At 63.3% G+C, this 19,808-nt stretch carries 21 protein-coding genes; 6 read left to right on the top strand and 15 right to left on the bottom strand.

All coding sequences use genetic code 11. The features are described 5' to 3' along the window. The first annotated feature begins 265 nt into the window (after window positions 1–265). Window positions 266–1,267, top strand: coding sequence for a 2-hydroxyacid dehydrogenase (locus ACWGS9_RS01560; RefSeq protein WP_320214285.1), 1,002 nt, complete (start codon window positions 266–268; stop codon window positions 1,265–1,267). A gap of 6 nt (window positions 1,268–1,273) precedes the next feature. On the opposite strand, the gene ACWGS9_RS01555 is transcribed toward ACWGS9_RS01560, so the two are convergent. From ACWGS9_RS01555 to ACWGS9_RS01505, 11 genes are all read right to left on the bottom strand, one after another. Beyond that, complete coding sequence (locus ACWGS9_RS01555) at window positions 1,274–1,687, bottom strand: aconitase X swivel domain-containing protein (RefSeq protein ID WP_454503566.1); 414 nt, start codon at window positions 1,685–1,687, stop codon at window positions 1,274–1,276. Beyond that, a complete protein-coding gene (locus ACWGS9_RS01550) occupies window positions 1,684–2,937 on the bottom strand; it encodes an aconitase X (RefSeq protein WP_454503565.1) in 1,254 nt (417 codons plus the stop codon). The genes ACWGS9_RS01555 and ACWGS9_RS01550 overlap by 4 nt, the downstream gene beginning before the upstream one ends. Beyond that, entirely contained in the window at window positions 2,934–3,422 is a 489-nt protein-coding gene (locus ACWGS9_RS01545) for a GNAT family N-acetyltransferase (protein ID WP_454503564.1), read from the bottom strand. The genes ACWGS9_RS01550 and ACWGS9_RS01545 overlap by 4 nt, the downstream gene beginning before the upstream one ends. A gap of 4 nt (window positions 3,423–3,426) precedes the next feature. Further along, window positions 3,427–4,182 (bottom strand): molybdopterin-synthase adenylyltransferase MoeB, encoded by a 756-nt coding sequence (locus ACWGS9_RS01540; RefSeq protein WP_454503563.1) that lies wholly within the window; start codon window positions 4,180–4,182, stop codon window positions 3,427–3,429. 159 nt (window positions 4,183–4,341) lie between these two features. Further along, a complete protein-coding gene (gene recF, locus ACWGS9_RS01535; protein WP_454503647.1) occupies window positions 4,342–5,502 on the bottom strand; it encodes a DNA replication/repair protein RecF in 1,161 nt (386 codons plus the stop codon). Window positions 5,503–5,698: 196 nt separating this feature from the next. Then, window positions 5,699–6,817, bottom strand: coding sequence for a DNA polymerase III subunit beta (gene dnaN, locus ACWGS9_RS01530; protein WP_454503562.1), 1,119 nt, complete (start codon window positions 6,815–6,817; stop codon window positions 5,699–5,701). A 360-nt stretch (window positions 6,818–7,177) separates the two neighbouring features. Beyond that, window positions 7,178–8,725, bottom strand: a complete 1,548-nt coding sequence (dnaA, locus tag ACWGS9_RS01525) for a chromosomal replication initiator protein DnaA (protein WP_454503561.1) — start codon at window positions 8,723–8,725, stop codon at window positions 7,178–7,180. 841 nt (window positions 8,726–9,566) lie between these two features. Beyond that, window positions 9,567–9,833, bottom strand: coding sequence for a 30S ribosomal protein S20 (rpsT, locus tag ACWGS9_RS01520; RefSeq protein ID WP_454503560.1), 267 nt, complete (start codon window positions 9,831–9,833; stop codon window positions 9,567–9,569). A gap of 196 nt (window positions 9,834–10,029) precedes the next feature. Beyond that, window positions 10,030–10,803, bottom strand: a complete 774-nt coding sequence (locus tag ACWGS9_RS01515) for an enoyl-CoA hydratase (protein WP_454503559.1) — start codon at window positions 10,801–10,803, stop codon at window positions 10,030–10,032. Window positions 10,804–10,850: 47 nt separating this feature from the next. Then, window positions 10,851–11,741, bottom strand: a complete 891-nt coding sequence (gene mutM / locus ACWGS9_RS01510) for a bifunctional DNA-formamidopyrimidine glycosylase/DNA-(apurinic or apyrimidinic site) lyase (RefSeq protein ID WP_454503558.1) — start codon at window positions 11,739–11,741, stop codon at window positions 10,851–10,853. Next, the gene (locus tag ACWGS9_RS01505) at window positions 11,734–12,972 is read right to left on the bottom strand and encodes a phosphopentomutase (RefSeq protein WP_454503557.1); all 1,239 of its coding nucleotides are present in this window, start codon (window positions 12,970–12,972) and stop codon (window positions 11,734–11,736) included. Before ACWGS9_RS01505 ends, mutM begins: the two co-directional genes overlap by 8 nt. Window positions 12,973–13,104: 132 nt before the next feature. On the opposite strand from ACWGS9_RS01505, the gene ACWGS9_RS01500 reads away from it, so the two are divergent. Beyond that, window positions 13,105–14,043 (top strand): phosphate/phosphite/phosphonate ABC transporter substrate-binding protein, encoded by a 939-nt coding sequence (locus tag ACWGS9_RS01500; RefSeq protein WP_454503556.1) that lies wholly within the window; start codon window positions 13,105–13,107, stop codon window positions 14,041–14,043. A 4-nt stretch (window positions 14,044–14,047) separates the two neighbouring features. Here the strand turns inward: ACWGS9_RS01500 and ACWGS9_RS01495 are convergent, their stop codons facing one another. The 3 genes from ACWGS9_RS01495 to ACWGS9_RS01485 form a co-directional block, all read right to left on the bottom strand. Further along, complete coding sequence (locus ACWGS9_RS01495) at window positions 14,048–14,674, bottom strand: TadE/TadG family type IV pilus assembly protein (RefSeq protein WP_454503555.1); 627 nt, start codon at window positions 14,672–14,674, stop codon at window positions 14,048–14,050. A gap of 41 nt (window positions 14,675–14,715) precedes the next feature. Continuing rightward, complete coding sequence (locus ACWGS9_RS01490; RefSeq protein WP_454503554.1) at window positions 14,716–15,309, bottom strand: TadE/TadG family type IV pilus assembly protein; 594 nt, start codon at window positions 15,307–15,309, stop codon at window positions 14,716–14,718. Window positions 15,310–15,448: 139 nt separating this feature from the next. Next, window positions 15,449–15,871, bottom strand: coding sequence for a pilus assembly protein N-terminal domain-containing protein (locus ACWGS9_RS01485; protein WP_454503553.1), 423 nt, complete (start codon window positions 15,869–15,871; stop codon window positions 15,449–15,451). Between the two features lie 356 nt (window positions 15,872–16,227). On the opposite strand from ACWGS9_RS01485, the gene ACWGS9_RS01480 reads away from it, so the two are divergent. Together ACWGS9_RS01480 and ACWGS9_RS01475 are read left to right on the top strand one after the other, a co-directional pair. Further along, complete coding sequence (locus ACWGS9_RS01480) at window positions 16,228–16,407, top strand: Flp family type IVb pilin (RefSeq protein WP_040973431.1); 180 nt, start codon at window positions 16,228–16,230, stop codon at window positions 16,405–16,407. 253 nt (window positions 16,408–16,660) lie between these two features. Next, complete coding sequence (locus ACWGS9_RS01475; RefSeq protein ID WP_454503552.1) at window positions 16,661–17,179, top strand: A24 family peptidase; 519 nt, start codon at window positions 16,661–16,663, stop codon at window positions 17,177–17,179. Here ACWGS9_RS01475 and ACWGS9_RS01470 read toward each other — a convergent pair. Next, window positions 17,176–17,502 (bottom strand): hypothetical protein, encoded by a 327-nt coding sequence (locus ACWGS9_RS01470; RefSeq protein WP_454503652.1) that lies wholly within the window; start codon window positions 17,500–17,502, stop codon window positions 17,176–17,178. The two genes, ACWGS9_RS01475 and ACWGS9_RS01470, sit on opposite strands and share 4 nt — an antisense overlap. Between ACWGS9_RS01470 and cpaB the strand changes: the two genes are divergently transcribed. After that, window positions 17,480–18,292: a Flp pilus assembly protein CpaB gene (gene cpaB / locus ACWGS9_RS01465; protein WP_454503551.1), complete on the top strand. Its 813-nt coding sequence runs from the start codon at window positions 17,480–17,482 to the stop codon at window positions 18,290–18,292. The genes ACWGS9_RS01470 and cpaB overlap by 23 nt on opposite strands. Continuing rightward, window positions 18,289–19,797, top strand: a complete 1,509-nt coding sequence (locus ACWGS9_RS01460; RefSeq protein ID WP_454503550.1) for a type II and III secretion system protein family protein — start codon at window positions 18,289–18,291, stop codon at window positions 19,795–19,797. The genes cpaB and ACWGS9_RS01460 overlap by 4 nt, the downstream gene beginning before the upstream one ends. The last annotated feature ends 11 nt before the right edge of the window (window positions 19,798–19,808 follow it).

Genomic DNA, 19,808 nt, shown 5'->3' with positions numbered 1-19,808 from the left:
GTTCCTTTCGGCGCCGGTCCGTCGGGATGAGCGCCCCTTTTTCTTTGTCTTCGGCGGCACCGCTTGTTACAGGAGTGGGCTGATGCCGCGATTGGCTACAAGTTTCGCCGGTCTTGGTTAAAGAGGTCTCAACGAGATCGGTTTCGAGAGCATGATCCCGAAAAGTGGGAACCGGTTTTCGGAAAGATCATGCTCCAAAAAAGAGTAGGATCAGGATGACGATTCAACGAAACGTCATTCTGATCTAGGAAGCTTCGGGGATAAAATGGCAGGCAAAAAACGGCCCCTCGTCGTCATCACGCGCAAGCTGCCCGATCCGGTCGAAACCCGCATGCGCGAACTGTTCGACGCGCGGCTGAATGTCGAGGACCGGCCGATGACGCAGCCGGAGCTGGTCGCGGCGGTCAAGGAAGCCGATGTGCTGGTTCCCACCATCACCGATCATATCGACGCCGCGCTGATCGCCCAGGCCGGCGAAAACCTCAAGCTGATCGCCAATTTCGGCAACGGCGTCGACAAGATCGACGTCGCTGCGGCAGCCAAGAAAGGCATCACCGTCACCAACACGCCGAATGTGCTCACCGAAGACACCGCCGACATGACCATGGCGCTGATGCTCGCCGTGCCGCGGCGGCTGGCCGAAGGCGCCAATGTGCTTACAAGCGAGAAGAAATGGGCCGGCTGGTCGCCGACCTGGATGCTCGGCCGGCGCATCTGGGGCAAACGGCTGGGCATCGTCGGCATGGGCCGCATCGGCACGGCGGTCGCCAGGCGGGCCAAGGCCTTTGGACTGTCGATCCACTACCACAACCGGCACCGCGTGTTGCCGGCGGTCGAGGAAGAACTGGAGGCAACCTACTGGGAAAGCCTCGACCAGATGCTGGCCCGCATGGACATCATCTCGGTCAATTGTCCCTCGACGCCGGCGACGTTCCACCTGCTGTCCGGCCGTCGGCTGGCGCTGATGCAGCCTTCGGCCTACCTCGTCAACACCGCGCGCGGCGATATCATCGACGAGGAATCGCTGATCAAGCTCATCCATGACGGCAAGATCGCCGGCGCCGGCCTCGACGTTTACGAGCACGAGCCGGCGCTGAACACCAAGCTGTTGAAGCTTGCCGCCAAGGGCAAGGTGGTGCTTTTGCCGCATATGGGCTCGGCCACGCTCGAGGGCCGCATCGACATGGGCGAGAAGGTGATCATCAACATCCGCGCCTTCTTCGACGGCCACCGCCCCCCGGACCGGGTTCTGCCCCTGAGGACCTGAAAAGGTTCAAGCGGCCACGATGACTGCACCGTCCGCGGCGACCGTCACGGCGGTCCCGTGATAGGTATCGAACGCGCTACGTTCGAGCCGCACCGCCATCGGCGTTTCCCAGCCCATTTCCCTGGCGACGATCAGGCCGAGCAGAAGGATGGCGTCAGGCTCGTGCAGCACCAGGGCCGCCGGCGCCCGTCCGTTGTGGACGAGCTCCATCAGCACCGCCGAAGCGGATGACGAGCCGATCGTGCCCGGCAAAAACAGCACCCGGCCGGCGATGACTTCGCCATGCTGAGGGTGGCGAACGTCGGCGATGCGCCCGGTCCTGGGATCGACGCCGCCCCAGAAGCTGATTGGCGCCGTCAGCACCAGCGCCTCGCCTTCGCCCGCCTTGCCAGGCAGCAGGATTTCGGCCCGAGCGCTCATGTGGCGATATCCGTAAAGACCGGCTTGCCGAGGACCGCGCTTTCGACGCAGTCGGCCAGCGATGCGTAGAGCACCGCATAGCCGGTGTTGCCCGGCGCGTAGTGCGCGAACTTGCCCGAATTGGTCATCAGCACGCCGTTGCCGAGGTCCGGCATGATCGGCGTCACCACCACGCAGGTATCGGCGACGATGACGACGCCGCTGGCTTCGAGCCTCTTTCGCCGGCCGTTCTGCTCCAGCAAGGCAAGCGCGTGGCGGCCGGTGCAGGCATAGACCGGCACCGCAAGCCGCCGCCCGGCGATCAGCCGCTCCAGGCTGTCGAACTCGGCGTGCGACAGATGCGGGCTGCCGATCGCCACCGCGTCGATGGCTTTGCCCGCGGCGGTGGTCGACAGGCCGGCGCGAGCCTTCGCCGCCATCTCGCGCGTCACGCGGATCACCGCCTCCGGTTCAGCTCCGGCCAGAATGGTTTCGACGTCGGGAGCCTCGGGCGTGACGCCGGCAATATGGAACAGGCCGACCGCGCCGGACGAAGCGGCTGCGGCGCCGAAGGCCTTCAGCGCGTCCTCGCCGGGATGACTGGCCACGCCGGTGACGACAGCGATCGCGTTGCCGACCTCGCGGCCATAGAGGCTGCCCAGAACAGGCCAGGCGATCTCCGAGGCAAGGAAAGATGGCGACAGGCCCGAGACATCGAAAATGAGCCGCGCCCGGCGATTATCAGGCCGGTGCAGGCCGTAATCCGGCGCGCGGCCGGTAATGGCGCACGCAATGTCCAGGAAATCGCCGTAGCGGTTGGTGCGCGCCCCCAGCACCGAATTGCAGAAGACCACCGCGTTGGACTCGCCCCAGGCGACGTCGCTGCCGAGCGGGGGCCTGTGTCCGGCCTGATAGGGCGCGCAGGTCCAGCTCTGTTCGCAGCCGAGCTTGCGATAGGCCTCCATCATCCGGCGAGCCATGCCGCGCTGCGGCTCCTCGAGACGAATGCGCGAGCAACCCGTCAGGTCGAGCGCTCCGACATTGAGCGTCGAGCGCACCGCGATCTTCGCGCCGCCTTCGACCAACTTCTCGGCAAACAACGTGCCGGAATCGCCATGGTAAAGCGCGCCGTCGATATGGGTGGAGGCGATCGGGATGAGCCGCGGCGCGCCGAGCAGGCGAGCGCTTTCGGCGACGATGCGCATCGCCATGCCGGCGCCGTCCTGGCCGGCGGCGATCGCCTGTTCTTGCGGGCTGAGTGCGAGGCTCAAGACAGCACCTTGCGCATGGTGATGGAGGTTGGCCTGTCATAGCCCTCATGCGCCGTGCGCTCGGTTTCGCGAAAGCCGAGCCGGGCGAAGGCTGCGTGGTTTGCGGTCAGTTCGATACGGGTCTGAAGCTCAATGGCATCCTTGCCGCGTTCGCGGGCAAGATCCTCGACCGCCCGCATCAGCCGGGTTCCGATGCCCTGGCCCTGGAACCGTGGCTCGACCGCGAGCTTGCCGACATAGAAATCCCGCACTCGCTCCAGCGCGAAGACGCAGCCGACGATGCGGCCGTTCTCGACGGCCAGAAACCCGGTTTCCTGTTTTGCCCTCCCGCCAAGCCTGTCGGCGGTCAAAAGATGAGCCGATGACGGCGGGTCGATGACGCCGTCCATATAGGCAAAGGCGCGCCGGATCAGCGCGAGCAAGTCGTCCCATCGGTCGAAATCCGCGGGAAGGCCGACTATGGAGATGCCGACGGTCTGGTCCATGTGCTCAGACGGCCTTGTAGCGGATGGTGTCGAAGCGGGCGGTGAGCCCATCGTAGAGCAGAAGCCGGCCGATGAGTGGCTCGCCTATGCCGGTGATCAGCTTGATCGCCTCCATCGCCTGCAGCGTGCCGATGACGCCCGTCAGCGCGCCGACAATGCCGGCAACGGCGCAGGACGGCACCAGCCCTTCCGGCGGTGCTTCCGGGAACAGGTCGCGATAGCTCGGATTGCGCTTGCCGTCGGCGCCAGTTTCGAATGGCTTCAGCACCGTCACCGAGCCGTCGAAGCGGCCGACGGCGGCGGTGACGAGGGGTTTCTTCTCGCTGACGCAGGCATCGGCGACCGCGTAACGCGTGTCGAAATTGTCGGAGCCGTCGACAACGATATCGTAGCGGGCGACGAGGGCAGGGGCGTTCTGCGCCGTCAGCCTCAGGCGGTGCGATTCCACCGTGACGTTGGGGTTGATGCGCATGATCGCTTCCCGTGCACTGTCGGTCTTGGCCATGCCGATCGTGTCGCCGCCATGGATCACCTGCCGCTGCAGGTTGGACAAGGACACCGTGTCGTCGTCGACGATGCCGAGCGTGCCGACGCCGGCGGCAGCAAGATATTCGAGCACCGGCGCACCGAGCCCGCCGGCGCCGACCACCAGCACCCGCGCCCGTTTCAGCTTCTGCTGCCCTGGGCCGCCGATCTCGGGCAGCACGATGTGGCGGGCATAGCGTTCGAGCTCTTCGTCGGTCAGGGCGGTATTGGTCATGGCTGGACCTTATAGCCGGTGCAAAGCCTTGTCATGTACGGGCAAGGCGCAGCCTTGTCCCGCAGGCACGGCAAGGCGAAGCCTTGTCCCGCAGGTACGGGCAAGGCGCAGCCTTGTCCCGCAGGACACGCGCTGATGCCGGTTTGGTTCTTCAAGAGATCAGCCGGTCGGCCCGACGCTGCCGTGATCGACCGTCAGGAACTGCGCGCGCCCGGCAAGGCTCGAAAACAAGGCGGCATCCGTGCCCGTCATGAAGGCCTGGCAGTTCAATTCCTCGAGGATGGAAAACAGTGCCGCGCGCCGGCCTGCATCCAGATGCGCGGCGATCTCGTCCAGCAGGAGGATCGGCGTCAGGCCCGACATCTCGCCGGTCAGCCTGGCATGCGACAGCACGATGCCGACCAGCAGTGCCTTCTGTTCGCCGGTCGAGCATAGTTCCGCCGGCGTCGACTTCGGCCGGTGCCGCACCACGAGATCGGAGCGGTGCGGGCCATCCAGCGTGCGGCCGGCGGCGCGGTCGCGATCCCGGCCGTTGGCAAGCGCCGCGCGATACCGCTCCTCGACATCGACCGCCGGCGCGCTGTCGAGCGCGCTCTCCAGATCGCCGGCAAGACTGATGTCGGCCTGCGGAAACGGCCCGCTGCCGGGCAATCTGTCGATCATGGCGGCAAGCAGCCGTACCAGCTCGGCCCGCGCCGCCGCGACCGCCACTCCCGTTTCGGCCATCTGCGTCTCGATTGCGTCGAACCAGGCACCGTCACGGGAGCCTTCGGTAAGCAGGCGGTTACGGCCACGCATGGCTTTCTCATAGTCGAGCGCGCGCTGGCCGTGGCCGGGGTCGATCGCCAGCACCAGCCGGTCGAGGAAGCGGCGGCGATCGGCCGCCGGTCCAGGAAACAACCCGTCCATAGCCGGCGTCAGCCAGACGATCCGCAGCCATTCCAGCATGTCCTCGGCCGATCGCGCCGGCGCACCGTTGATCCGCACTCTCCTGCCGCCTTCTCCGGCGGCGTCGCCGCCGGAAATGCCGGTGCCGATCTCGACATAGCCCTCCGGCCCCTCGATGCGCGCGTGCAAGGCGAAGCCGCCATCGCCGCCTTCGCGCGCCACATCGGCATAGGGCGCGCGGCGCAAGCCCCGGCCCGGCGTCAGGAACGAGATCGCTTCCAGGAGATTGGTCTTGCCGGCGCCATTGTCGCCCGAGAGCACCACCGCGCCGGGCGCGAGCTCAAGCGACAGCGCCGCATAATTGCGGAAATTAGTAAGTGTTAGCTTACTAACGTAGCTTTGCTGCCGAAGCTGTTTCGCGTCCGCGGTCACGGTCAAACATCGGGTCCGCTAGAGCAATTCCAGGAAAAGTGTGACACGGTTTTCAGTCCGGAATTGCGACAGACAAAAGCGCAATTCCAGGAAAAGTGTGACACGGTTTTCAGTCCGGAATTGCGACAGACAAAAGCGCAATTCCAGGAAAAGTGTGACACGGTTTTCAGTCCGGAATTGCGTCGGCAAAGAGAACCTAGACCCGCATCGGCATCAGCACGTAGAGCGCTGTCTCGTCGGCCATGTCGTGGATCAGCGTCGGCGAGCCGGCATCGGCCAGCATGAACTTGGCTTCCGAGCCGGTGAGCTGGGCCGCGACGTCGAGCAGGTATTTGGCGTTGAAGCCGATCTCGATCGGATCGGACGAATAGTCCGCCGCCAGCTCCTCGGTGGCGCTGCCCGAATCCGGGTTGTTGACGGCAAGTGTGACCTGACCTTCGTTGATCGAGAGCTTCACCGCGCGGCCGCGTTCGGACGAGATCGTCGACACGCGGTCGACGGCGGCGGCGAAGGTTTGACGGTCGATGATCAGCTGCTTGTCGTTGCCGGTCGGAATGACGCGCTGATAGTCGGGGAAGGTGCCGTCGATCAGCTTCGAGGTCAAAACGACGCTGCCGATGGTGAAGCGGATCTTGGTGTCCGACAGTTCCGTGGTCACCGCCACATCAGGGTCGTCGACCAGCTTCTGCAGCTCGCTCACCGTCTTGCGAGGAATGATGATGCCGGGCATGTCTTCCGAACCGGCAGGCGCGTCGATCTCGGCGCGCGCCAGGCGGTGTCCGTCGGTCGCCACCGAGCGCAGCTTCAATTTGCCATCCACCTCATGCGTGTGCAGGAAGATGCCGTTGAGGTAATAGCGCGTCTCTTCGGTGGAGATGGCGAATTGGGTCTTGTCGATAAGTCCCTTGAGCGCCGCCGATTCCAACCGGAAGATATGCGAGAACGAACCGGCCGAAAGCTCCGGAAAGTCGGATTGCGGCAGGCACTGCAGGCGGAAGCTCGAGCGGCCGGAGGTGACGGTCATCGCGTTGCCGTCTTCGTCCGTCTTCAGCATCACCTCGGCGCCGTCGGAAAGCTTGCGCACGATGTCGTAGAGCAGATGCGCCGGCACTGTCGTCGCACCGCCGCGTTCGACCTTGGCGGGCGTCGCCTCCGTCACTTCGAGATCGAGGTCCGTAGCCTTCATCTCGAGGCTGGCGCCCTCGGCGCTGAGCAGCACGTTGGACAGGATCGGTATGGTGTTGCGCCGCTCGACCACGCGGTGGACGTGGTTGAGGGACTTCAAGAGATTTGACCGTTCCAGGATAACACGCATGACGAAACAGGCTCGCTTCAATGAATGAACGGGTCACCGGCGGGCGGCATCCCGCGAAAGCTCTGAAAGGCTTTCAGAATCTGTGTAAGCTGACAGTAAAAAGCCTGCGAACGCAAGCCCGCGGCACCGGTTCCGGCCGGTTGCGCGGGCTTTCTGGGGATAAAGCCGGCGAAGCACGCCGACCGATGCACGTCGCCAAAAAGTGCGCAGCGGCTTCGGGAAAACGACATGCATGAAAACAACTGCAGGTCGCCCAAAAGTGCGCAGCGGTTTTGGGAAAACGACATGCATGAAAACAAGGACTTAAAGCGCGTCGCTCGAATCCGTGCGACACGACGCGCTTTAGCGTTTTGCGCTGTCTCAGGCCTGGTCGTTGATCAGCCTTCTGAGCAGCTCGAGTTCCTGCGCCAGCGTGTTGTCGCCGCCTGAAAGGTCTTCGATCTTGCGCACGGCATGGAGCACGGTCGTGTGGTCGCGGCCGCCGAAACGCCGCCCGATCTCCGGCAATGAGCGCGGCGTCATCACTTTCGACAGATACATTGCCACCTGCCGCGGCTTGACGATGGTGCGCGTGCGCCGGTTGGACAGCAGCTCCGTCTTCGACACGTTATAGTGGCGCGCCACGATGCGCTGGATATCCTCGATGCGCACCCGCTTCGGCTCACCCGACCGGTAGATGTGGCCGAGGATCTCGTCGATACGGTCGATCGTGATCTGCGGCTCGAAGGACTGTCGGAACAGAAGCTGGTTGAAGGCGCCTTCAAGCTCGCGCCCGCTGCCGGTAACCGTACGGGCGACATGCTCCAGGATCTCGTCGGAGATATCGAGCGAGGTGTCGTCGGTCTTGGCGGTGGCACGGCGCAGCTTGAGCATGCCAAGCCGCATGGCGAAATCCGGCGCCGACATTTCCAGCGCCACGCCGCCATTGAGGCGCGAACGCACCCGCGGCTCCAGCGATTCCAGTTCCGACGGCGGCCTGTCGGCCGCGACCACCACCTGCTTGGCGCTGTCGAGCAGCATGTTGATCAGGTGGCAGAACTCGTGCTGGATCGATTTGCCCTGCAGGAACTGCATGTCGTCGATGATCAGGAGATCGATGTCGCGCAGCTGTTCTTTCAGCGTCAGCGCGTTGTTGTCGCGGATCGCGGTCGCGAAGCGCCACATGAAATACTCCGCCGTCAGATAGACGACGCGCGACTTCGGATTGTGCCGCAGCGATTCGGCCGCGATCGCCTGCAAGAGGTGCGTCTTGCCGAGCCCGACGGTGGCATGCAGGAAAAGCGGGTTGAAACGCACCGCGCTCGACTGCGATTCCGCCACCGCCCTGGCCGCGGCGAAGGCAACCCTGTTCGACGGTCCCTCGATGAAGGAGGCGAACGTATAGCGCGGGTCAAGCGGCGACCCCAGCACATTGTGGCGGAACTCCGGTTCCACGGGCACGCCCTGGCGGGGCGCGGGTGCCCGTTGTTCCACTCGCCCGGCGCCCGCGGTGCCGTTGGCGAGCGCGGTATGCGTCTGCTTAGTCATCTTGCGCGCCGGTGCGATTTCCGGCTCGACATGGTTGCGCCCCTGGCGCGTCGCGGTGCGCACGACGATCTCGATCTTGAGAATGTCGGGATCCTCATGCCGCCACAGCTCCGCGATAAGCTCGAGATAATGGCCGTTGATCCAGGACCGCAGGAAGGCCGTGGGCACCGAAATGCGGACAATGCCGCGGGAAGCCTCGGCGACCTTCATACGGCCAAACCAGCTCGAATAGACCTCGGCCCCCAGACGCGCCTTCAGCTGGGTCTTGACCCGCTCGAACTTCTGTTCCGCGTCGCTGGATGCCGCCACGTCGCTGCCCCCGACAAAAGTTGCTGGAAGTGGAAGCTCGCCCGCCAGCTCCCTCTCAATGCCGCTTTGCATGATCAAAGTTCCTTGTCTTCTCGTACCCTTTTCCCGCCGGGGATGCGCCTCCTGCATCCTCGGTCCGGCGACCTCATTTCGCTGCGCCGCCACTGCCGCCGCCGGCAATGATGGTCGCAACGCGCGCAAGGGACCGGCTGCCGTCTCCGCACGCCGGCTTTCCGACAACGACAAGGCAATACCTCACCCTCCGGCGAAAACGCCGGCGAGACATCGACCGCCATGTACAATTACGCCAGTCCCCTACCCGCACCGAAGAGACAGACCAAGCCACACGCGGAATTGCTCCACGTCATGAATTCTGCCATTTTGTGCTGGCCGATTCAGGCTGGGTCAGGGGCAAGAGCCCGTCCCTTCGATGGATGGACATTACCGAAATCGTTGTGGATAGGGCAAGGCCACGTCTAACGGTTTTTTAACGAATCTGGTTACCGGACGGGCCTTGAAATCCGGTGCTGCGACGGCACATTTTGACAAAGCCATTGTGATTCAAACCCTTTTCCGGCGAATATGAAAAAGGCCGCCCGAAACGAAATAATCTGAAATAAATCTCTTGACAGCTACTTCTCCCCCGCCGCTCGATCATGAGTTGAACAAGCTGTGGATGACCGGCTGTAAGTCACTGAAAAAACAGCAGATTTTTTGACAGGAGAAATTTGGCAGCTTGCCGCGGAGCGGTCCCGTCAATATCGGCGGCGCTGTATATGCCGGCAAAGCATCCACGCCATTGCAAGTCCATTCCGAGAGCTGTTCTCGCGTTTTTTTTAAGTACTTGCCGGCAAACGAAAAAACCCGGCCTGTGGGGCCGGGTTCAACGTCGATGGATCGAGGGTTAAATCGGTCAGGCCGACAGCGTCTTGACCCGCTGGGCCAGCCGCGAAACCTTGCGGGAAGCCGTGTTCTTGTGGACGACGCCCTTGGTGGCGGCGCGCATCAATTCCGGCTCTGCCACCTTGAAGGCTGCCACCGCCGCGGCCTTGTCGCCGGCGGCCAGCGCCTCTTCGACCTGGCGGATATAGGTGCGGACACGCGAGCGGCGGTTCTTGTTGACCGCCGCGCGGCGGGCGATCTTGCGCGTTGCCTTTTTGGCCGAAGACGTATTGGCCATGATGCCTCTCTTCTGATCTGGTGGGCGCCAGCGGGGTGCCGCAGGGCGCAAAAAACAAACGGGCAGCCACAGGGCCGCCTCGGTTGGTGCGGCTTATAGTTCAGCTTTTCCGGCGCGTCAACGCCACTTGGCGGTCTTTTTGGAGACTGGAAGCGCGTCACGTCACGACCCGCTCTCAGTCATTGGGCAGCATGCCCTAGCGATTGGTGAAATTCGGCTTCCGTTTCTCGACGAAGGCGGCCATGCCTTCTTTCTGGTCGTCGAGCGCAAACAGCGAATGGAACAGGCGGCGTTCGAAGCGCAGCCCCTCGGTCAGCGTCGTCTCGTAGGCGCGGTTGACGGCTTCCTTGGTCATCATGACCGACGGCAGCGAGAACTCGGCGATCTTCGCCGCCGCCTTCAGCGTTTCCTCGAGCAGCTCTGCGACCGGGACCACCCGCGACACCAGTCCGCAGCGCTCGGCCTCGGCCGCATCCATCATGCGCCCAGTCAGGCACATGTCCATGGCCTTGGACTTGCCGACGAAGCGGGTCAATCGCTGCGATCCGCCCATGCCCGGCATGACGCCGAGCGTGATTTCGGGCTGGCCGAACTTGGCGTTGTCGCCGGCGATGATGAAGTCGCACATCATGGCCAGCTCGCAGCCGCCGCCGAGCGCATAGCCCGCGACCGCCGCGATGATGGGTTTGCGCGTGCGCGTGAATTCCTCCCAGCCGACGAAGAAGTCTTGCGTGTAGGCGTCGGCGAAGGACATCGCCTGCATTTCCTTGATGTCGGCGCCGGCGGCAAACGCCTTTTCCGAGCCGGTAAGCACCATGGCGCCGATCCCGGCATCGGCGTTGAACGCGCTCGCCGCCGCCACCACCTCCGCAAGGACTTGCGAATTCAGCGCATTGATCGCCTTGGGCCGGTTCAGCGTGATCAGCCCGACCTTGCCGCGCGTCTCGACGAGAATGGTTTCATAAGCCATGGTTTCGCTTCCTCCGCGGCAGTGGGACGATCGATACCGTTCCTAGCTTACCGCTGACAGGTCCGGCAATAGAAGGTCGAGCGGCCGCTTTGCACGATGCGCTCGACGTGGCCGCGGCAGCCCGGTTTCGGGCACGGCTCGCCTTCGCGATCGTAGACTGCGAAGGAATGCTGGAAATAGCCAAGCGATCCGTCGGCCTGGATATAGTCGCGAAGCGAGGAGCCCCCGGCGGCGATGGCGTCGGCGATGACCGAGCGGATCGCCTCGGCAAGGTGTTCGCTTTGCTCTCTCGCCTTCTTGGCCGACCCGGCAATGGTACCGGCTTCGCGCAGCGGCGAGAGGCCGGCGCGCCACAAGGCCTCCGCTACATATATATTGCCAAGCCCGGCAATCAGCCGCTGATCGAGCAGGGCTGCCTTGAGCGGCGATCTGCGGCCCTCGAGCAGCGACGCGAGCAGCGCGCCGTCAAGCGCGTTGCCGGTCGGCTCCACACCCAGTCCGGCCAGCATCGGATGCGTGTCCGGCGCGCCTTCGGCAAACAGCATGAAGCCGAAGCGGCGCGGGTCGTTGAAGATGACGCGCGAGCGCTCGCCCTTCGGCGAGACGACGTCGAACACGACGTGATCGTGCGCGGCGCTTTTCGAGCGCTCGTCATGGAAGGTGCCGGGGACGTCGCTGCTCTCGGCGGCTTCGACCCGGAACGATCCCGACATGCCGAGATGACAGATCAGCACGGGACCGTTTTCGATATGCATCGTCAGATATTTGGCGCGCCGGCCAAGCGCCGTCACGGTCCTGCCGGTAAGCCGCTCCGAAAAGCGTTCGGGGAAAGGAAAGCGAAGGTCGGGCCTGCGCGCCTCGACCTTGACGAGCCGCGCCCCTTCGAGCACCGGCTGCAGTCCGCGCCGGACGGTTTCGACTTCAGGCAGTTCAGGCATGGCCGCCTATCGTTGCGAGGAATGATGTTCCGTGGCGGCCGGCTGCCAGGCCAAGGTGATCCGCGACCGTTTCGCCGATATCGGCGAAGGTTGGCCTCAGCCCGATGTCACCGCCCTTCAGCCCCGGCCCGATGCCGATCACCGGAACGCGCTCGCGTGTATGGTCGGTGCCGCGCCAGGTCGGGTCATTGCCATGATCGGCGGTGAGGATGAGAAGGTCACCCGGCCTGATGCGCGACAGCGCCTCAGGCAGTCGGCGGTCGAAGGCTTCAAGCGCGGACGCATAGCCGGCGACATCGCGCCGGTGACCGAAATCGGTGTCGAAATCGACGAAATTGGCGAAGACCAGGTCGCCTTCGCCGGCGTCGTCCATGGCGCCGAGCGCCTTGTCGAACATCGCCATGTTGCCGCCGGCCTTGCGCACTTCAAAGATGCCGCGATGGGCGAAGATGTCGCCGATCTTGCCGACGGCGATGACCTTGCTGCCGCGGCCGGTCAGCCGGTCGAGCAAGGTCTCCTCTGGCGGCGGCACCGCATAGTCGCGGCGGTTGTGGGTGCGCTGGAACGTGGCTGGTGTCTCGCCCACGAAGGGACGCGCGATCACCCGCCCGATCTTCAGCGGGTCGACCAGGCGGCGCACGGTAAGACAGAGCTCATACAGTCGCTCGAGGCCGAAATGCGTCTCATGCGCGGCGATCTGCAGCACGGAATCGACCGATGTGTAGCAGATCGGCTTGGCCGTCCGGATATGCTCTTCGCCGAGCCGCTCGATGATCTCGGTCCCCGGCGCATGGCAGTTGCCGAGGATTCCCGGCACCTTGCCTTCGCGGATGATCGCCTCGGTGAGCTCGGCCGGGAAGGCCGGCACGGTGTCGGGAAAATAACCCCAGTCGAAGCGCACGGGCAGGCCGGCAATCTCCCAATGGCCCGACGGCGTGTCCTTGCCGCTCGACACTTCCTGGGCGGCGCCATGGAAGGCCGAGGCACTTAGCGGCGCGTCGATGCCTGGTCTCAGTCCAGTCGCGGTTCGCGCCGCACGGCCGAGCCCGAGCGACATCATGTTGGGCACGGCGAGCGGCCCGTTGCGCAGACCTTCCCGATCGGCGCGACCTTCGGCGCAGGCCTTGAAGATATGTCCGAACGTGTCGGCGCCGGCATCGCCGTAGCGTTCGGCATCGGCCGCGCCGCCGATGCCGAAAGAATCGAGAACGAACAGGAAAGCGCGCGCCATGGGTATCTTTGTTGTCAGTCCTGGCTGCCAGACATAAGGTTCCCCGGCGGCGTTGGCAAATCGGAAACCAAACCGCAAAGGGTTCGCGCCATAGTTGCGACGAGGCGCAGACGCGGCGGGAGCAAAGCAGGTATGGCGAGGCGCGGCAGAACCGCGGCAAGACTGGCCGTGAAGGTGTTCGCGGCCGCTCTCATGGCGTTAGGCGCTGCCTCCTGGCCGGCACGCGCCGACTGGCGTGACGACATCGGCACGTTCCGCATCGGCGTCGTTGCCGAGCCGGGCGGCGGCAACACCATCCCCGGACTTGCGCGCCTGACGGACGCCTATGCCAATGCGCTCGGCATGAAGGTCGAGTTCGTCGTCGCGCGTGACTATGCGGCGTTGATCGAGGCGCAGGCGAGCGGGCGCGTGCAATACGCAGTCTATTCGGCTCTTGCCTATGCTACGGCCTCGGAGCGCTGCGGCTGTGTGGAACCGCTGGTGGCGCCGGTCGATGCCGACGGCGCCGTCGGCATCCGCTCGGTCTTGGTGACGCGCGACGGCAGGCTTCCGGATATTGCCGCCATGGCCTCGCATCGGATCGCGATCGCGCCGGCCGAAAATGTCGGCGGCGCGCTGCTGCCGCTGGCGGCTCTTTCCGCCGAAGGCGTCAAGATCGCGCAGGATTCGCCCTTCCTGGCACGCGCCGCTTCGGCCACCGCGGCCGAGACGATGCTGGCCGGCGGCGAAGTGGACGCCCTGTTCGGCTGGGAGCCGGCCGATGCAGACGGCCAGCCCGCCCATTCCGACGGCACGGTGGCGCGGCTGGAGGCTGCGGGCATCCCCGGGGCGTCGCTTCGGGTGTTGTGGATTTCGGGCATCATGCGCTACGGCCCGCACGCCGTCCGCAGCGATCTCGATCCCGAGGCGAAGCGCCGGCTGACGGTCTTCCTGACCAATCTCAAGTCCCAGACCCCTGATGTGTACGGTCTGCTGGAATCGACCCATTCCGGCGGCTTTGCGCCGGCCGTGCAGAAGGACTACGCAATGGCTCTGGCGATCGTGCGGCGGGAAACGGCCGGAAAAGAATAGCCGGTCAGCAGTCGCTGCAAGGGATCGTCGGACTCCGGCGAGGCCTGAGATAATAAGTCTCGCTCATGTTTATGTGGCTGAAGGTCGACAGCAATCCAAACGATTTCGCTTTTTCATCGGTCGCGCTCCAGGCGATGACCGGTGTATAGCCGAGATCGCTTTCCACACGAATTAGGAAAGTGTTGCGGACTATCAGCGTCGAGGGGACAGTCGTGGTGTCGCCGGGCTTGGCATCGGCGCTGTAGGTGTTGCCCACCAGCTTGCGCGACCACACCACCTTCACTGTCGGCGACGCCTCGTCCGACATCTGTATGGCGGTGATGTTGATCGTCGGATCCGAGCGGTTGTAGGGCAGAAGCGTCGTGCTGCCGATCTTCATGATGGCATCGAGGTTCGCCTTCATGACCGCTTGCTGCTGCGTCACGAGATCAGCCACCATGCTGCCGATGCGGCTGACCTTCTTGCTGGTCTCGATGGCCTGCGAGGCTTCCATCGTGATGAAATACATGATGAGCAGCACCGGAACGATGAACGCGAACTCGATCGCCGCGACGCCGCGCCGATCGCGGCCAAACCGCCTGGCTCGCGCCACGATGGCCGAAATCCCCCAATGTGCCCCCGCACGGTACATCCTATCCTCCAGATCGCCGCAGTCTCAGCCGTCCACCAGTCTCAGTTGTTGTCGAACGGTTCGTTCTGCCAGGTTACGGACGCGAAATGCAGCGTGGTGCCGTCAGTGAAATTCTGCATCTGTTTGGCCAGGAGATCAGTCATCACCGGCCATTTGTAGAACACCCGCAGCATGTTGATCGATTCGGCCAGCCCGGGCGAAATCGTGAAGGTCTTGTCGCTTCCGCTTTGCGTCAGCACGATTTGGTCGCCATTTATTCTGTAGCCTGCCGTGGCGGCGTCCGCGAAGCTTGAATATTCGCGCAGATCCACCAGCAATCCAGGGCAGTCCTTGGCCACGATAATCTCCAGCCTGGTGCAGATCAGTTGCTTGATGGAGGCCTCGGTGACGTTCGACTTCTGAAGCTGCCCTGTCCGCAACTGGCGGGCGACATCGTCGGTGATGTTGGCCATCACCTCCTGGCCGGCGAACGAAATGCAGCTCTCGAGGATGGCGAAGACGAGAAGCGCGAACGGGACGGCCAGCATCGCGAATTCCATCGCCGTGCTGCCGCGTCTGTCGCTGAAGAAGCCGGGGCGGAATTTGGCGCGCGCCTTGCTGTCCATGCCGTTGCCGGATGTGGCATCCTTGCTCATTTTGCGTTTCCTGCCGATCCCATAGCGGTACGGCGGCAAGGTTAGCGAAAACCCATTGAGGGCCGGTTTGGATGATCGATAAATTCGCCGCGCAAGCTTTAAGCTGTCTTTAACGCCTGCGGGTCGCCCTTGTTTGGGCTCAGTGCGCGGCGCTCATTTCGGATTCGGAAGTCTTCTCGGCCTCGGTCTTGAACGCACTCTCGCAATAGGGCGTGCAGGACATGGTCTGGATTTCGGCGCGCCTGTAGATGCGTACCGAGGACGCGGCCTGTCGCACGACGGTCACCTGTTCATCGATGATCGGGCTGCCGTCCGAGTCGAGCACGACCAGATTGGTGACGCCAAAACCTTTGCCGGTGAGAACGATGGTCGAGGCGTCCTGCACGGAGGCGTCGGCGATCAGCGGATTGCCGACGACGACCGTGTCGGCCGCGCGTGACAATTTGACGATCTTTGCCTGGTTCATGGTGACTTCTATCCCCGCGCCGGCCATGGCCGGCATGACCAAGGCGGCAGTTGCCAGCAGCGCGGCGACTGGAAACAGCGATCTGGACAAGGTCATGGAAGCGCTCCCGGCGGGCAGATTCTTCAACGGAACATGAACGAGATTGGTGAACCAACGGTTAAACCGTGCCTGGCCACGATGGAGGATCGGCTTCCCATGCCTTGCGCATCAATGGAGCTCGCTGTTTTAGCAATATTGCAGGAGCCGCCGGTTTCCGCCGTTTTCCGGGATCCCATGCTGCCTGACAGTGTTTAGGTCACGGTTAACCACGCAACGCGTTCGCCATCGGAAAGGAATCGGTAAGGCTGTTTATTAAGCCGATTGAAAGGGCTTCTCCCTAGATTTGCAGCATCCGATCAACCGTGAAGAGAAGTTGACGGAAGTGCTGTAACACGTGGAGTAGGAGCTCTCGAATGTCTAATCTCATTGCACGTTTTGTGAAGGACGAATCCGGCGCGACCGCTATCGAATACGGTCTGATCGCTGCTCTCATCGCGCTCGCCATCATGGTCGGCGCCAGCCAGCTCGGCGGCGCCCTGAATGCCAAGTTCGTCGCCATCGCAGGCGCCGTCAACACCGGCACGGCTCCGTGATAAACGGAAACCTCCTTGTCTAGCAAAGAGGGCCGCCAAAGGGCGGCCCTTCTTGTTTGATACGGGCCACCAATGCATGTCGCCCAAAAGTGCGCAGCGGTCTTGGGAGAACGACATGCATCAAACAAAGACTTAAAACGCGTCGCTTGAATTCGTTTCGTCGCGGCGCGCTTTAAGAGCGCCCCCGTCTCATCAATCGTTAATCGGATATGCCTAGGGTGCAGGCCGAGAGTTTTCCACGGGCGCCGCGTCGATGCTTGAAGCTGTGATCTTCGTCGTCTTTCCTTTCTGCATGCTGTTCGCGGCGATCTCGGACACGCTGTCGATGACGATCGCCAACCGGGTGCCGGTGCTGCTTCTGGCGACATTCGCCCTGATCGCTCCGTTGACCGGAATGGACTGGGCCACCTATGGCTGGCACTTCGCGGCAGGTGCCCTGGTGCTGGCAGTGACATTCGGCCTGTTCGCGCTCGGCGGCATGGGCGGGGGTGATGCCAAGCTTCTGGCGGCGACGGCCGTCTGGATGGGGCTCAACATCAATCTCGTCGGCTATCTGGTGACTTCGACACTGATCGGCGGCCTGCTGACGATCGCCATTCTGGTCTACCGAAAATCGCCGCTTGCGGCCTACACCGGCCACAACCGCTTCCTGCGCCATTTCGCCGACGAGAGGGTAGGTGTTCCTTATGGTGTCGCGCTGGGGCTCGGCGGGCTCATCACCTTTCCGGAATCCCCGCTAATGGTCTGGGCGCTGGAGAGGCTCACTGCCTAATGCATGTCGACCAGAAGTGTGCAGCGGTTCTGGGACAACGACATGCATAAAAACAAAGACTTAAAGCGCGTCGCCTGAATCCGGTTCAGCGCGACGCGCTTTAGTTCGCCCCGTCGACGAGAACTGGCTAACGAGGCGGCAAGGCCGCCTTTTTTCGTTAACGGCAAGCGGTTCGTTCCAATTTGAGTAAACCTTAAATTAATCACGATCGTAAGCATTGCATTAACCTTGTTTTGACGATTGCGGTTGCAAAGTCCGGCCTGGCGAGGGTGGTTGCCACGAGGCGAGGGTTTCGGACGAATGCCAGCATCCCGATTGATCATTCTGGGCGTGGCCGCGGTGGCGGCGGGTGGTGCAGGCTATGTCGCGAAGAACATGGTCGTGGCGCCTGCGCCTCAGCTCATTGTCGATGGGCCCAAGCAGCCGGCGATCGCGTTGCAGGATGTGCTGGTGCTTTCCGGCGACGTGCCGATGGGCAGCCAGCTCGCCAACAACATCAGTTGGGAAGAATGGCCGGCCGACGGCGTCAATGCCAATTTCATCACCCGCGCCGCCGAACCGGATGCGATCGAAAAGCTCAAGGGCTCGGTCGCGCGCGTCGCCATGTATACGGGCGAGCCGCTGCGACGCTCCAAGCTGGTCGGCGAGGGGCAGAGCTTCATGTCGTCGATCCTGCCTTCCGGGATGCGCGCAGTCGCCACTGCGATATCGGCCGATACCTCCGCCGGCGGCTTCATCCTGCCCAACGACTTCGTCGATGTCATCATGACCCGCCGCGCCGACACCGGCAATGGCGGCACCGGCTTCAACACCGAGACGATCCTCAAGAACATCCGCGTGCTGGCCATCGACCAGACCATCCAGGAAGACGAGGAAGGCAAGAAGACCAGGGTCGGCCAGACCGCGACGCTGGAGCTGACGCCGCAGCAGGCCGAGATCATCACCGTGGCGCAGCAGATGGCGGACCGCCTGACCCTGGCGTTGCGTCCGATCACCGACATCCATGACAAGAATACGGGCGAAGCCGACTACCTGGTCAACGGCAATGGTCGACGCGGAACGGTGCGGCTGATCAAGTCGGGTGAGGTTTCCGAGGTAGGAGCAAGGAAATGAGGCGAGACGGTAAACTGCTGCCCTTCTTGGCGGCCGCGGCGATCGGCCTGTTCCTGCTCGGCACCAACGCCGTGGGCTTGGCCGAAGCCAAGGCCGCGAGTGCCGGCGTATCGGCTTCCGTCGCCACGCAGCGCGTCAAGCTCGGCCTCAACAAATCGGTGGTCATCGACCTGCCAAGCGACGCCTATGATATCCTTGTCGCCAATCCGGCGGTTGCCGATGCCGTGACCCGCACGGCGCGGCGCATCTACCTGTTCGGCAAGGCGGTCGGCGAAACCAACATCTTTGTTTTCGGCCCCAATGGCGAGCAGATCGTCAGCCTGGATCTGGCCGTCGAACGCGACGTCGCCGGGCTGGAGGACTATCTGAAGCGCTTCATCCCGTCCTCGCAGATCAAGGTCGAGCTTCTCAATGACAACGTCGTCCTGACGGGCATGGTCGACACGCCTCTCGACGCCAAGCGTGCGGTCGACCTGGCGACCATCTTCGTATCCGGCGGTGAAGCGACGACGGGTCAGTATTCGCAGACTGCCGCCGGTGGCTCGGTCAATGGCGGCGTCGACATCAACAACCCCGACCAGCAGCGCCGGGTCTCGAAGATCGTCAACCTGTTGCAGATCATCGGCGACGATCAGGTGACGCTGAAGGTGACCGTCGCCGAGGTGAGCCGCTCCGTGATGAAGCAACTCGGTGTGAACATGGTGGGTAACGGCAGCGCCAACGGCATAACCTTTGGCTCCGCCGTCGACACCTATCCCGGCCTCGGCAAGCCGCTGTCTAATTCAGGCTTCAACATCAAAAGTTCGTCCCTGCAAGGCACTATCAACGCCATGGAGCAGTCCGGCGTCATGAAGACACTGGCGGAGCCGACACTGACGGCCGTGTCGGGCGAGAAGGCGACGTTCAAGGTCGGTGGCGAATACAACATGGTGAGTACCGTCACCAACAACAAATCGACAGACAATCAGACCGGCGAAAGGACATGGACGGCAGACAAGGTCGAATACGGCATCGGGTTGGAATTCCAGCCCGTGGTATTGTCTGCCGGCCGTATCAGCCTGAAGGTAAGAACCGCGGTTTCGGAGCCGACTACGGAAGGCTCGTTCGCGTTGGGCGACACGAATATCATATCGCTGCGCAAACGCTTGGCGGATACGACGGTCGAATTGCCTTCCGGCGGCTCGATGATGATCGCCGGCCTCGTCCGCGACGATGTCCGGCAGGCTGTCGACGGCTTGCCCGGGTTAACAAAAATCCCGGTGCTCGGCGCGCTGTTCCGCAGCCGCGATTTCGTCCGCAACGAGAGCGAGCTCGTCATCATCATCACGCCCTATCTGTCGCGGCCGGTGGCGCGCAACGACCTCGCCAAGCCGGATGACAATTTCAATCCGGCGAGCGACGGCGCCGGCATGTTCCTCGGCCGCGTCAACCGCGTCTACGGCACCATGCAGACCGACAGGCCGCCCGGCCGTTACCACGGCGTCGTCGGCTTCATCTACAAATGAGTGGGAATGCG

It is taken from the genome of Mesorhizobium sp. Arg314, from assembly GCF_053714275.1.
Note: the sequence above shows the minus strand (reverse complement) of the source record. Positions and strands in the feature narration are given on the sequence as shown.